This window comes from Actinomyces massiliensis 4401292, from assembly GCF_000269805.1.
Taxonomy (GTDB): Bacteria; Actinomycetota; Actinomycetes; order Actinomycetales; family Actinomycetaceae; genus Actinomyces; species Actinomyces massiliensis.
In genome coordinates, this window is sequence record NZ_JH711482.1 from 179,581 (window position 1) to 193,006 (window position 13,426).

The 13,426-nt window shown below is 67.7% G+C and carries 14 protein-coding genes; all 14 read left to right on the forward strand.

Features of this window, described 5'->3' with window-relative positions; all coding sequences use genetic code 11:
* Window positions 1-146 precede the first annotated feature (146 nt).
* The 14 genes from W5W_RS0109235 (at window position 147) to W5W_RS14885 (ending at window position 13,406) form a co-directional block, all read left to right on the forward strand.
* Window positions 147-1,193: a lipid II:glycine glycyltransferase FemX gene (locus W5W_RS0109235; RefSeq protein WP_017195197.1), complete on the forward strand. Its 1,047-nt coding sequence runs from the start codon at window positions 147-149 to the stop codon at window positions 1,191-1,193.
* An 85-nt stretch (window positions 1,194-1,278) separates the two neighbouring features.
* On the forward strand, window positions 1,279-3,321 hold the full coding sequence (thrS, locus tag W5W_RS0109240) for a threonine--tRNA ligase (protein WP_017195198.1): 2,043 nt from the start codon (window positions 1,279-1,281) through the stop codon (window positions 3,319-3,321).
* 64 nt (window positions 3,322-3,385) lie between these two features.
* Entirely contained in the window at window positions 3,386-3,970 is a 585-nt protein-coding gene (locus tag W5W_RS0109245; protein WP_193760088.1) for an HIT family protein, read from the forward strand.
* A 7-nt stretch (window positions 3,971-3,977) separates the two neighbouring features.
* Entirely contained in the window at window positions 3,978-4,643 is a 666-nt protein-coding gene (pgsA, locus tag W5W_RS0109250; protein ID WP_017195199.1) for a phosphatidylinositol phosphate synthase, read from the forward strand.
* Window positions 4,640-5,635, forward strand: a complete 996-nt coding sequence (locus tag W5W_RS0109255; protein WP_017195200.1) for a phosphatidylinositol mannoside acyltransferase — start codon at window positions 4,640-4,642, stop codon at window positions 5,633-5,635. The genes pgsA and W5W_RS0109255 overlap by 4 nt, the downstream gene beginning before the upstream one ends.
* The gene (locus W5W_RS0109260) at window positions 5,632-6,813 is read left to right on the forward strand and encodes a glycosyltransferase family 4 protein (RefSeq protein WP_017195201.1); all 1,182 of its coding nucleotides are present in this window, start codon (window positions 5,632-5,634) and stop codon (window positions 6,811-6,813) included. Before W5W_RS0109255 ends, W5W_RS0109260 begins: the two co-directional genes overlap by 4 nt.
* A gap of 3 nt (window positions 6,814-6,816) precedes the next feature.
* Window positions 6,817-7,449, forward strand: a complete 633-nt coding sequence (locus W5W_RS0109265) for a hypothetical protein (protein ID WP_017195202.1) — start codon at window positions 6,817-6,819, stop codon at window positions 7,447-7,449.
* A gap of 83 nt (window positions 7,450-7,532) precedes the next feature.
* Window positions 7,533-8,693: a PrsW family intramembrane metalloprotease gene (locus tag W5W_RS0109270; protein ID WP_017195203.1), complete on the forward strand. Its 1,161-nt coding sequence runs from the start codon at window positions 7,533-7,535 to the stop codon at window positions 8,691-8,693.
* A gap of 34 nt (window positions 8,694-8,727) precedes the next feature.
* A complete protein-coding gene (locus tag W5W_RS0109275) occupies window positions 8,728-9,369 on the forward strand; it encodes an NUDIX hydrolase (protein WP_017195204.1) in 642 nt (213 codons plus the stop codon).
* 114 nt (window positions 9,370-9,483) lie between these two features.
* Window positions 9,484-10,242, forward strand: a complete 759-nt coding sequence (locus W5W_RS0109280) for a YebC/PmpR family DNA-binding transcriptional regulator (RefSeq protein ID WP_008729993.1) — start codon at window positions 9,484-9,486, stop codon at window positions 10,240-10,242.
* Between the two features lie 76 nt (window positions 10,243-10,318).
* The gene (gene ruvC, locus W5W_RS0109285; protein WP_029574219.1) at window positions 10,319-10,930 is read left to right on the forward strand and encodes a crossover junction endodeoxyribonuclease RuvC; all 612 of its coding nucleotides are present in this window, start codon (window positions 10,319-10,321) and stop codon (window positions 10,928-10,930) included.
* A 109-nt stretch (window positions 10,931-11,039) separates the two neighbouring features.
* Complete coding sequence (gene ruvA / locus W5W_RS0109290) at window positions 11,040-11,660, forward strand: Holliday junction branch migration protein RuvA (RefSeq protein ID WP_017195206.1); 621 nt, start codon at window positions 11,040-11,042, stop codon at window positions 11,658-11,660.
* Complete coding sequence (ruvB, locus tag W5W_RS0109295; protein WP_017195207.1) at window positions 11,653-12,702, forward strand: Holliday junction branch migration DNA helicase RuvB; 1,050 nt, start codon at window positions 11,653-11,655, stop codon at window positions 12,700-12,702. The genes ruvA and ruvB overlap by 8 nt, the downstream gene beginning before the upstream one ends.
* Window positions 12,703-12,920: 218 nt before the next feature.
* Window positions 12,921-13,406 carry a preprotein translocase subunit YajC gene (locus W5W_RS14885; RefSeq protein WP_017195208.1) on the forward strand — a complete coding sequence of 162 codons (486 nt, stop codon included), beginning with the start codon at window positions 12,921-12,923 and terminating at the stop codon, window positions 13,404-13,406.
* The last annotated feature ends 20 nt before the right edge of the window (window positions 13,407-13,426 follow it).

Sequence of the window (13,426 nt, forward strand, 5' to 3'; positions counted from 1 at the left end):
TCACCGCCTCATTCACTCTCCTCACCCCTTTTGCAGCCGGATGGCGGCCTTATAGCCTTAAATAGCCTTAAATTGCCGTAACGGCCTTACAGCCCCGGCCCGGCTTGACATCCCAGTTTCGACACCTCACTTGACCTGGAGGCTCCATGACTCACGCGTCCCGTACGAACTCGCGCTCCGAGAGCCTCCGTCCCATCTCAGCGCGGGATATGCGTCTGGCCATCGGCTGCACCCCCGCGCCCATCGAGCAGCTGGAGCCCTGGGAGGCCTATGAGGCCAGTCAGGGCCACCCCTTGTTCGGGCGCTATGTGTACGAGGCCGAGGGCAAGCCCGTCGCCGTCGTCGCCCTTTACCGCTATGAGATCGCGGGACGGCGCTTCCTGTGGGCCAAGCACGGGCCGGTCTGGCTCAAGGAGCAGAGCCCCGACCGCGAGGCGCATCTGCGCGCCCTCCTGATGCGGGAGGTCAAGATGAAGGATTCCCGTGTCGTCTTCGTGCGGATGCATGCCCGGTATCAGGCGCCGGACACCCATGAGCTGCTCTCGACCATCACCTACGACCGGACCTTCGTCATCGACCTGCGGCCGCGCAAGCCCGAGGCCATCGCCGCGGCCATGCCCAAGGACGGTCGTCGCGGTGTCAAGCGCGCCGCCCGGGTCGCCGCCGAGGCCGACTGCGTCATGGCCGAGGAGACCGGCTTGAGCCGCCAGGCCTTCGACGAGGTTTACGCCGTGATGGTCACCACGGCCGAGCGTGATGGTTTCCGTCCCCACCCCTCCCAGGTCTACTGGGACATGCTGCGCACCCTGGGGCCGGAGCACGCCAGGCTCTTCGTCCTGCGTCGTGACGGTGTGCCGCACTGCTGGGACCTCGTCACCGTCTCCGGAAAGGCGACCGTCGCCTACTACGGGGCCTCATCTGATGAATCGCGAGGATTCCGCGGCGCTGAGGCGCTCGACTGGTTCGTGGCCTGCACTTTGGCCGCTGAGGGCAAGGAGTCCTTCGATCTCATGGGGGCGGACTCCGCCCGAGTGCCCGAGCTCTACGGGGTCGGTCGGTACAAGAAGCGCTTCGCGCATCACGCCACCGAGGTCGATGGCGCCTGGGACATTCCCATCCATAAGACCGTCTATGCCGCTCTGGTTCGAGCGCGCCGCGCGCGCAACCTGTTGCGAGACCGTCTGGGCGTCTGAAGTGCCGGCCGCCGCCGGGTAGACTCCCCGCAGTTAGCGGGTGCACCAGTACAGCGCCCGGCCGCAACACGTCAGGAGCAGACCCGTGCCATCCCAGCCCACCATCGACATCACTCTCGACGGCGCCGCGCGCAGTATCGAGGCGGGCACCACAGGATCTTCGCTCTTCAGTCAGGATCGCGACGTCGTCGCCATGAAGGTGGACGGTGCGCCGTGGGACCTGGACCGGGTCATTCCTGCGGGGGCGAGTATTGAACCCATCACACTCGCTTCCGAGGACGGGCTGAACATCCTGCGCCACAGCGCCACCCACGTCATGGCCCAGGCGGTCCAGGATCTGTTCCCCGACGTCAATCTCGGCATCGGCCCCTTCATCTCCGACGGCTTCTACTACGACTTCGGCGGCATCGACGCTGTCACGCCCGAGCTGCTGCGCGATATCGAGAAGCGCATGAAGCGCATCGTCAAGGAGGGCCAGCGCTTCGTGCGCCGGGACATCACCGAGGACGAGGGCCGGGTCGAGCTGGCCGACCAGCCCTACAAGCTCGAGCTCATCACCACCAAGGGCGCCGGGGCCGAAGGCGCCTCGGTGGAGGTGGGCCAGGGCGGCCTCACCATGTACGACAACGTCCGCCGGGACGGGACCGTGGCCTGGAGCGACCTGTGCCGCGGCCCCCACCTGCCCTCCACCCGCCTCATCGGGCAGGGCTTCGCCCTGACCAAGTCCTCCTCGGCCTACTGGAAGGGCGACCAGTCCGGCGACTCCCTCCAGCGCATCTACGGCACCGCCTGGGCCTCCAAGGAGGACCTCAAGGCCTACCAGACCCGCCTGGCCGAAGCCGCCAAGCGCGATCACCGCAAGCTCGGCGCCGACCTCGACCTGTACTCCTTCCCCGAGGAGATCGGCCCGGGCCTCGTGGTCTTCCACCCCAAGGGCGCCATGCTGCGCCACGAGATCGAGAGCCATGTGACCAGGCGCCACATGGAGTACGGCTTCGACTTCGTGCACACCCCCGAGATCTCCAAGGGCGGCCTGTTCCACACCTCGGGCCACCTGCCCTACTACGCCGACACCATGTTCCCGCCCATGCTCGCCGATGAGGAGCGCGACGCCGAGGGCAACATCACCAAGGCGGGCCAGGAGTACTACCTCAAGGCCATGAACTGCCCGATGCACAACCTCATCTTCCGGTCCCGGGGCCGGTCCTACCGCGAACTGCCGCTGAGGTTCTTCGAGATGGGGCACGACTACCGCTACGAGAAGTCCGGCGTGGTGCACGGCCTGACCCGCATGCGCGGATTCACCCAGGACGACTCCCACACCTACTGCACGCCCGAGCAGGCGGGCCAGGAGATCCGCGCCCAGATCGACTTCTTCCTGTCCATCCTCTCCGACTTCGGATTGGACGACTTCTACCTGGAGCTGTCTACCAGGGACGAGGACGGTGCCAAGAAGGACAAGTTCATCGGCTCGGACGCCGACTGGGCCGCCGCCACCAAGGCCCTCCAGGACGCCTGCGACGCCTCTGGGCTGGAGGTGGTCCCGGATCCGGGCGGCGCCGCCTTCTACGGCCCCAAGGTCTCCGTCCAGGTCAAGGACGCCATCGGCCGCACCTGGCAGATGTCCACCATCCAGTACGACTTCAACCAGCCCGAGCGCTTCGACCTGGAGTACACCGCCCCCGACGGCACCCATCAGCGCCCCATCATGATTCACTCCGCCAAGCTGGGCAGCGTGGAGCGCTTCATCGGCGTGCTCACCGAGCACTACGCGGGGGCCTTCCCCGCCTGGCTGGCACCCGTCCAGGTCAGGCTCGTGCCCGTGGCCGAGGCCTTCGACGACTACGTCGACGGCGTCGCCGCCCGGCTGCGCGCCGAGGGTGTGCGGGTCGAGGTGGACCACTCCGATGACCGCTTCGGCAAGAAGATCCGCAACGCCTCCAAGGACAAGGTCCCCTTCACCCTGATCGCCGGGGGAGAGGACGTTGAGGCCGGCGCCGTCTCCTTCCGCTTCCGCGACGGGGAGCAGACCAACGGCGTCCCGGTTGAGGAGGCCGTGGCCCACATCGCCGCCGTGATCGCGGACCGGGTCAACGACCCGGCGGGGGAGAGGCTCCACCGTGACTGAGCGCCTCGACCCCGATTCTGCTGCGGATGCGACGGCCGGACCGAACCCGCTCCCGGATCATCCGGTGGAGCCGGAGGGCGCCGTGGTGGACGGTGTGCGCATTGAGGCTCCCTTCCAGCATGCCGACACCCCCGATCCTTTCGGACGGCTGTGGACTCCTCACCGCATGGTCTACATCGAGGGCCAGGACAAGCCCGAGGACTCCTCGAGCAGCCAATGCCCCTTCTGCACGGCTCCCGACCGGCAGGACCGGCAGGCCCTGATCGTCTATCGGGGCGAGAGCGCCTATGTGCTCATGAACCTCTACCCGTACAACACGGGACATCTCCTCGTGTGCCCTTATCGCCATATCTCGGACTGGACCGAGGCCACCGATGCCGAGCGCATTGAGATCGGAAGACTGACGGCCCGGGCCATGGAGGTCGTTCGCTCGGTCTGCCATCCCCACGGCTTCAATCTGGGGATGAACCAGGGCGAGATCGCTGGAGCCGGTATCGCTGCGCATCTCCATCAGCACATCGTCCCGCGCTGGACTGGCGACGCCAACTTCATGCCCATAATCGGTAAGACGAAACCCGTTCCCCAGCTCCTGGGCGATCAGCGCGACCAGCTCGCCTCGGCCTGGGAGACCGCTCCGACGACTTTGTAAGGACTCCATGCTCGGACAGCACGGCCGAGGCTTGACAAAGGCACTGCTCACCCGTCCCGCGCTCGCCATGGCCCGGGTCGGGATCACTCCCAACATGCTCACCGTGGTCGGCACGGTCCTGTCGGTGGGCGTGGCGGTGGCGACCCTTCCTCAGGGGCGTTTCATCATGGGTCCGCCCCTGCTCGGGGTTGTTCTCATAGGAGACTCCTTCGATGGCATCCTCGCCCGTGCCATAGGGCGCAGCTCGGTTTTCGGCGCGTTCCTGGATTCCACGCTCGATCGCCTCGCCGATGGCGCCATCTTCGCCTCCCTGGCCGCCTGGGCGGCGCTGTCCATGAAGACGGACAGCGCCTTCCTGCACGTCGCAACCGTCTGCCTCGCCCTGGCATGCGTCGTGCTGGCCGCCGTCGTCCCCTATGCCCGCGCCCGCGCCGAATCCATCGGTGCGACCGCCTCGGTCGGGATCGCCGAGCGCACCGACCGTCTGGTGGTCGCCCTGGTGGCGACCTTCGTGGTCGGGCTCGGAGCGCCCCAGTGGGTGCTCTCCGCGGCTCTCGGCTATGTAGCGCTGGCGTCCTTCATCACCGTCGTCCAGCGCATTGTCGTGGTTAGCCGTCAGATGGCCGGCCGGGCGATCGCCGCGGACGGCGTCGAGCAGGAGACGAGCGTATGAGGGGCATGCGTATCGCCGTCAACGATGTGTACCGCTTCGCCTGGCGGCACATGCGCGCGCTGCCGGCGCCGTTGGGCTACGGACTGTTCCGCGTCGGGGCCGACGCCGCATGGGGGCTGCACCGGCTGGGCGGCGGACTTGTCGGAGTCGGACAGCTCGAGAAGAACCTGGCGCGTGTTCTGCCCGCCTCCACGACTCCGGGACGGGTGCGCATGGCCTCCCGGAAGGCCATGCGCTCCTATATGCGCTACTTCTACGAGGCCTTCGCTCTGTCCGGCATGAGCGAGGAGCAGATCCTCGCGCGCGTGCGAACCGATATGTCTCCACAGGTGCGTGCCGATCTCGAGCGGGGCTCGATCGTGCTGGCCATGAGTCACATGGGCAATTGGGATCTCGCGGGCGCCTGGGCGTGCCGACGGCTGGCTCCCGTGCTGACCGTGGCCGAGCGACTCGAGCCGGTGGATCTGTTCGAGCAGTTCGTCAGCTTTCGCGAGGGGCTCGGCATGACGATCATCGGCCAGGGGCGTGGTGAGAGGGTGTTCGACCGGCTTGTGGACGCCGCTCAGGAGGGCGGGCCCTACGTCATACCGCTGCTGGCCGACCGTGATCTGTCCGCCTCCGGTGTGGAGGTGGATCTGTGCGGTCATGTTGCGCGTTTCGCCGCTGGACCCGCCGCCCTGGCACAGCGGCTGGGCCTCCCCCTGTACGCCGGGACCATTCATTACGAGATTCTCTCGGGTGACAGACGCCGAGCGGCCGGGTCGCGGTGGGGCCTAGTGCTGACTCTGCGAGAGGTTCCGTGTCCTCAAGGCCCTCAAGGATCGAGCATTCGTGAACGCGTGGTGGCGCATACACGCGCCTGGGCGGCCGTCATGGGACCGCTGCTGGCGAAGCACGCCATCGACTGGCACATGCTCCAGCCCGTCTTCGACGCCGATCTCGACCATGAGCGCCTGGCGCGCAGCCATGCGCTGCAGGAGGCAGGCGCATGAAGATTGGCATCGTCTGCCCGTACTCGCTGGACGCGCACGGAGGAGTGCAGGCCCATGTCATGGATCTGGCCGCCGAGCTGCGCGGCCGGCGTCATGACGTGCGGGTGCTGGCGCCTGCCGCGGCCGACACCGAGCTTCCTGATTGGGTCACCTCCGCGGGCGATTCGATCCCCATCCCGTACAACGGCTCGATCGCCCGCCTCAACTTCGGTGCGGTCGTGGCCCGCCGGGCCCGTCGCTGGCTTGAGGGCCACGACTTCGATCTGCTTCACATCCACGAGCCGATCGCTCCCAACGTCGGCATGCTTGCCCTGCAGGCCGCGACCTGCCCGGTGGTGGGGACTTTTCACGCCGCCCTGGCCCGTTCCCTGGCCCGTGAGCTGCTCTCCACGGCCACAGCGCCTCTCATGGAGCGGATCACTGCTCGCATCGCCGTGTCCCAGGAGGCGCGCCGCACGCTCATTCAGTACCACGGCGGTGACGCCGTGGTGATCCCCAACGGCGTCTATGTCGCTCCGTTCGCCTCCGCCGCCAAGGACGACCCTCGCTTCCTCGGCACGGCCGAGGCACCCACGATCGCTTTCCTGGGGCGTCTGGATGAACCCCGAAAAGGACTGCAGGTGCTGGCCGCGGCCATTCCGACCGTTCTGGAGAGAGTTCCCGCAGCCCGCTTCCTCATCGCCGGTCGTGGTGAGGCCGAGGCCCAGCGCGCCGCCCTGTCCCGATACGGTGATGCCGTGACCTTCCTCGGTGGCGTTTCGGATGCGGATAAGGCGACCCTGCTCGCTTCGGCATCGTGCTATGTGGCGCCTCAAACCGGCGGTGAGTCCTTCGGGATCGTGCTCGTGGAGGCTATGGCCGCAGGCACCCGGGTCGTCGCCTCGGATCTGGAAGCGTTCTCCGATGTTCTCGACGGAGGCGCTTACGGGGCGTTGTTCCGCAACGGCGATGGAGCGGACCTGGCCCGCGCCATTGTGGACACGCTCACCGATACCCATGCTGCAGATGCGCGGCGTGACGCGGCGTCCGCTGTGGTGGACAGGTACGACTGGTCGACCGTCACCGATTCCGTGCTCGATGTCTACGACATGGCGCTGTCCACCGCCCACACCCGAGTGACCATGGCGCCGGGATCGCGCACCATGGTGGGGCGCCTGCGCGACGCCCTGGAGGACTGAGCCGTGTCCACCATCGTGCTGCTCGTTCTCGCCGTGACCCTCCTCCTGCTGGCTCTGGGATGGGTCCTCTATGCCGTGGCTCTGCGGGTGGATCGACTTCACAGACAGGTCCTGGGGTCGCGAGCGACCCTGGAGGCGCAGTTGGTGCATCGTGGTCAGGCGGCCATCGATTTCGCGGCCACCGGCGCCCTTGACCCGGCTTCCGCCGTCCTGCTGTCTCGCGCGGCGCACGATGCCCTCGACTGCGATGGGCCGGTCGTCGAGGACGGCTTGGATCCGGACGCCGCGGATTCTTCTGGCCAGCGGAGCCGGGCCCTGGTCGAGTCCGATCTGTCACGGGTCCTGCGTGCGGTGCTGAATGTCCAGGCCCGCGCGGCTCTGACCGCCCGGCCTCTGGCGGCCGATGCTCTGGCGCGTCTCGACAAGGCCTGCTACCGGCTCGTTCTGGCCAGGCGCTTCCACAACACCCATGTGGCCGCGGCTCGGCGTCTGCGCTCCTCCGTCCTGGTGCGCTGCCTCCACCTGGCCGGTCATGCCCCCATGCCCCAGACCTTCGACATCGATGATGATGCCGCGCCGGTGGCGGAGCCCGTCACCGGCACGGCAGAGGATCCCACGAACGGAGGCTCCGCGTGAGCACGTCCATGCCCCCTGCCAACGGCTGGTCTCCGCGTCCTGGCTACCGGCGTTCGGCCTATCGGACTGGCGCCGCGTATCCCGTGACAGCGGCGAGCGCGCCGCTGCCGTTCGAGTGGACTCCGCAGGTCTCCTCGGAGCGTCGCCGAGGTCGCATCGCCACCATCGTGCTCACGGTGGTCGGTGGCCTGGGACTGCTGACCATGCTGGTCGTCATCTACTTCTCGGCCGCGCAGTCCTCCGGGTTCACCGGCATGATGGGGTGGATGGCGCTGGCGCTGGCACTCGTGCCTCTGTGCATGGTCGTGGCGGCGGTCTGGTGGATCGACAGGTGGGAGCCGGAGCCTCCGGGGATCCTGAGTGCCGCCTTCCTGTGGGGTGCCGGCGTGGCCACGGTGATCTCGCTGGTGATCAACACCTCGGCGTCTTTCCTCGTAGCGTCCTCCACCGGCAGCAAATCCGGGACGGAGCTCTTCTCCCGGGTTGTGTCGGCGCCCATCGTCGAAGAATCCACCAAGGCCCTGGGCGTGCTCATCATCTTCCTGATATGGCGCCGCCTCTTCAACGGACCCGTGGACGGCATCGTCTACGCCTGCGTCGTGGCCGGAGGCTTCGCCTTCGCGGAGAACATCCTGTACTTCATCAGGTCTGCCGACTCTGTCGAGTTGGTCTTCACGTTCATTATGCGCGGTATCGTGTCGCCTTTCGCGCATGTGACCTTCACCGCGTGCACCGGGCTCGCCATCGGCGTGAGCGCACGCATGCGCTCCTCGGTCGCTTGGGTCTGGATGACGCCGCTGGGACTGGCGGCGGCGATCGTGCTGCACGCCTTCTGGAACGGAGTCGTCTGGAGCGGGGGCTTCGGCCAGGGGATCATCATCTACTTCCTCATTGAGGTGCCGCTCTTCGTAGCCTGGGTCGGGGTGGTCATCTGGCTGCGGTGGAGCGAGCGCATGACGATACGTGCGCGCTTGTACGACTACCATCGGGCCGGCTGGCTCGCACCCGCCGAGATCACCATGCTCACCACTAATTCGGGGCGTTCGGCCGCCAGACGGTGGGCCAGGAGCCGGGGGCCGCGGGCGCTGAGTGCCATGCGCACCTTTCTGAAGACGTCGTCGGAACTGGCGCAGTTGCGTCAGCAGGCGCTCGACGGTCATGCCGCGGCCGATTTCGCCGCCCAGGAGACCTCCCTGCTGGAGACGATGTCCTCATCACGCCGCATCTTCACCGGGCAGGCATGACGGCCTCCCTGGAAGACCCTGGAAGGGGGGCGCGGTGCCGCATGTGACCGATGACGGCCGGGATCCCCGCCGCGTGCCGGATAACTGGCGAGAGATCCTCGATCCGAGCGAGTGGGCCTTGAATCATGAGGGCCTGCCCTCGCGCCGCGCGGCCAGGGTCATCGTGCTGCGCCAGATGCCCGACCCGGCTGTGCTGCTCGTGGTCGGGCACGACTTCGCCGATGCCGGGCGCACCTGGGCCTTCACGCCCGGAGGCGGCATGCTGCCGGGCGAGGACCCGAAGCAGGGGGCGCTGCGCGAACTCGCCGAGGAGACTGGTGTGCGCCTGACCGTTGCCGATCTGGAGGGGCCCGTCATCGAGCGAAGCGCGCATTTCGCCTTCAACCTCGTCACCTGCCGCCAGGAGGAGCTGTTCTACCTCGCCCGACTCGATGCTCAGGCGGCGGCCCGGGCAGATGCCGTACGCGGAGAGGACGGCCAGATGGATCGCAGCGGGTGGACTGCTGTAGAGCGGGACGTGCTCGACTCGCTGCGCTGGTGGTCCTTGGACGAGCTCGATGCCGCCGCCGGTTCGGGGATGACCGTGTACCCCAGGATCCTGCCGGGGCTCGTCCGACGACTGCTGCACGGATGGGACGGAGCCCTGCTCACGATCCGTGAGGAGAGCGATGAGTGAGCGCGGGCGGTCGCGCTAGGATGTTCGAGGTTCTCCGTGGGTCGCGTCGGCCCACGGCTGCAGCGTGGCGTCCCTGCTCGGGGCGCGTACCCGGATCAACACCCAGGAGAACACATGTCGGGACACTCCAAGTGGGCCACCACCAAGCACAAGAAGGCTGCGATTGACGCTAAGCGCGGCAAGCTCTTCGCCCGTTTGATCAAGAACATCGAGGTTGCGGCGCGCACCGGCGGCGCCGATCCCGCTGGCAATCCGACGCTTTTCGACGCCATCCAGAAGGCGAAGAAGAACTCCGTGCCGGCCGACAACATCACCCGCGCCGTCAAGCGCGGCAGCGGCGAGGAGGCCGGCGGCGCCGACTGGCAGACCATCATGTACGAGGGTTACGGGCCCGCGGGCGTGGCCTTCCTCGTCGAGTGCCTGACCGACAACCGCAATCGGGCGGCCTCCGACGTCCGCGTTGCCTTCACCCGTACGGGGGGCAGCCTGGCCGACCCCGGTTCGGTGGCCTACAACTTCTCGCGCAAGGGCGTGGTGGAGATCGCCAAGGCGGACGGCATTGATGAGGACACGATCCTCATGGCGGTGCTCGACGCCGGGGCCGAGGAGGTTCTCGAGGGGCCGGAGTCCTTCGAGGTCATCAGTGATTCCTCGGACCTCATCGCCGTACGCAATGCCGTCACCGAGGCGGGCATGGAGTACGACTCCGCCGAGTCCCAGTTCCTGGCCGGTACCAAGGTGGAGGTCGATCTCGATGGTGCTCGCAAGGTGATGCGGCTGATCGATGCTCTTGAGGATCTCGACGACGTCCAGAACGTTTTCACGTCGGTGGACATCTCCCCAGAGGTCGCCGCCCAGCTTGACGACGAGTGAGCCCGTCCTGAACTCCCCAGGCCATACCGCCTATACCGCTACCGCCTCCGCCCGCATTGCCGTCGCGCAGCAGCGTGTGCTCGGGGTGGATCCCGGTCTGACCCGCTGCGGACTCGGCTGCGTCGACATCGATCCGCGCCGTCGGGCCAGACTCGTAGAGGCGGGGGTGGTGCGCACGCCGCCATCGCAGAGCCCTGAGCTGCGCCTGCTCGCGATCGCGGAGGCGATCGAGGACTGGATCGCTCGTCTGGGGCCGACAGCCGTGTCCGTTGAGCGCGTTTTCGCCCAGGACAACCTGCGGTCGGTCATCGGCGTGGCCCAGGTGATGGGCGTGGTCATGGTCGCCGGCGCCCGAGCCGATCTCGAGGTCGCCCAGCACACCCCCAGTGAGGCGAAGGCGGCGGTGACCGGTTCGGGCACCGCGTCCAAGTCTCAGGTCCAGACCATGGTGCAGCGGATCCTGGGGCTTGCCGAAGCGCCCAGGCCCGCCGATGCCGCCGACGCCGTCGCCCAGGCGATCTGCCATGGATGGCGCGGGGGAGGGACGGGCGTGGACGGCTCCACTGAGATGGTCTCGGCAGGCGGCTCGGTCAGGGCATCGGCGCGTACTCCTGCCCAACAACGGTGGGCGGCCGCCCAGGCCGCCGCCCGGCGCACGGGAGCCGTCGATCCTCGGTATCGGCGATGACGGCTTGTGATGCTGCGCGCGTTGGCGCGTGCGCTACCGCTGCCCCTGCCGCCTGCTGCTAACCTGTGAACAGGTGTTCGATTCGCCTCTATCCAAGGAGCTCGTCCGCATGATCGCGTCACTGCGCGGAACCGTCCTCGAGGTCTCACTGACCGGGGCGATCATCGAGGTCGGGGGTGTCGGCATGGCCTTCCAGGCGACGCCCGCCACTCTGGCCGGGCTGCGCGTCGGCGAGGAGGGCCATGTGCACACCGAGCTCCTTGTGCGCGAGGACTCCATGACTCTGTTCGGCTTTGCCGACGCTGATGAGCGCCATTGCTTCCGCGTGCTGCTGGGCGCCAAGGGAGTGGGCGCCAAGCTGGCGCTGGCCGTACTCGCGGTTCACACTCCCGATGCCCTGCGCCGGGCGATCGCCGCTCAGGATGTCGCCGCCCTCAAGCGCGTGCCGGGATTGGGCCCCAAGGGCGCGCAGCGGGTCATCATCGACATTGGCGATAAGCTCGGTGCGCCCACGGGTGACAGTTCCGAGCCTGCTGCCCCGGTGACGGGGGCCGATCAGCCGCACCCGGATGTCGTCGCCGCCCTGGTCCAGCTCGGCTGGAATGAGGCCGTCGCCGCCCGGGCCGTGGCCGCTGTCGAGTCGGAGCAGGCGGCGGAGAATGCCGAGCCGAGCGTGCCCGAGCTGCTGCGCGCCTCACTGCGCAGGCTGGGAGGCGCCAGTCGTGGATAAGGAATTCACCTCCGCGCAGGGGGCGGACAACCGGCTGGTGACGGGCGGTGCCGATGACGTCGAGCGCGCCGCCGAGGCGGCCCTGAGGCCCAAGCGCCTGGAGGACTTCGTGGGGCAGCAGGTCGTGCGCGGCCAGCTCTCGGTGGTGCTGCGCGCCGCCCTGGCGCGTGGCGCCACTCCCGACCACGTCCTGCTCTCGGGCCCGCCCGGTCTGGGGAAGACGACCCTGGCCATGATCATCGCCGCCGAGGTCGAGGGCTCTTTGCGGCTGACCTCCGGCCCCGCCATCCAGCACGCCGGCGATCTGGCCGCCATCCTGTCCTCCCTGGAGGAGGGCGACGTTCTGTTCATCGATGAGATCCACCGCCTGGCCCGCACCGCCGAGGAGATGCTCTACCTGGCCATGGAGGACTACCGGGTCGATATCGTCGTGGGCAAGGGCCCCGGTGCGACCTCGATCCCGCTGACACTGCCCGTCTTCACGGTGGTGGGTGCCACGACCCGCGCAGGGCTGCTGCCGGCACCGCTGCGCGACCGATTCGGTTTCACCGGTCACCTGGAGTACTACGACCCGGCCGATCTGGTTCGCATCATCTCCCGCTCCGCCGGGCTGCTCGGTGTGGCCATCGACGCCGAGGCGGCCCGGGAGCTGGCGAGTCGCTCACGCGGGACTCCCCGCATCGCCAATCGCCTGCTGCGCCGCGTCCAGGACTGGGCGGAGGTGCACGGCACGCCGGGGCGTCTGGACCTGGAGGCCGCCCGCGGCGCCCTGGAGGTTTTCGAGGTGGATGCCCTGGGCCTGGACCGCCTCGATCGCTCGGTCCTGGAGGCTCTGTGCTCCCGCTTCTCCGGAAGCCCGGTGGGGCTGACGACGCTGGCGGTCAGCGTGGGGGAGGAGCCCGAGACCATTGAGACCGTGGCTGAGCCGTTCCTCTTCCGCGAGGGACTGATCGTGCGCACGCCCCGAGGCCGCATGGCGACGCCGGCGGCCTACGAGCACATGGGGATGAGACCGCCCGCCGAAGGGGTTCTGTTCACCTGAGCGCAGTGAATCAGAGTGATGAGAGTGATCTCAGAGTGACGCGGCAGACCGATCCTCACCTCCTCACCGCCGTTCCCGTATGGTGAGGCTGTCCCGTGATCGTAGCGGTCATGTCTCACACGCGACCGCGCAGCCCGGTGGCCTAGACTCTGCACGGTCGTTCCTCTTGACAAGAGGATCTCTCGAACAAACGAAAGTCGCCGTTCATGGATAGTCGGATGCTCGTCATATTCGCCATCATGCTGCTCGTCTTCTGGGGCCTGTCTCGTTTCTCGCGTGCGCAGCAGAAGAAGATGCTCGCCGAGCAGGAGCGTCGTACCAACGAGGCGCTCGTTCCGGGGAACTGGGTGCGTACGCGCGCAGGCTTCTACGGCACGGTGGTCGAGGTCAGCGGTGACGTCGTGACCCTCGCCACCCCGCTCGGGGATGAGTCGCTGTGGGCCAAGTCCGCCATCATCGAGGCGGAGGAGCCGCCCTTCGCCGCCGAGTCCGATGACTCCGAGGATGCCGAAGCGGCCGACCACGAGGTCGATGACGCCGAAACTGGCGAGGTCACGGACAAGGCTGACGATGTTGACTCGACTGCTGATCCGACTGCTGACCCGACTGACGCTTCCGATGAGGCCGGGGCTGCCGAAGAAACCGAAGAGGCTGAAAAGGCCGACAAGGCTGAAGAAGCCGACGACAAGGCTTCGCGGGCCTGAACGCACCAGACATATTCTGA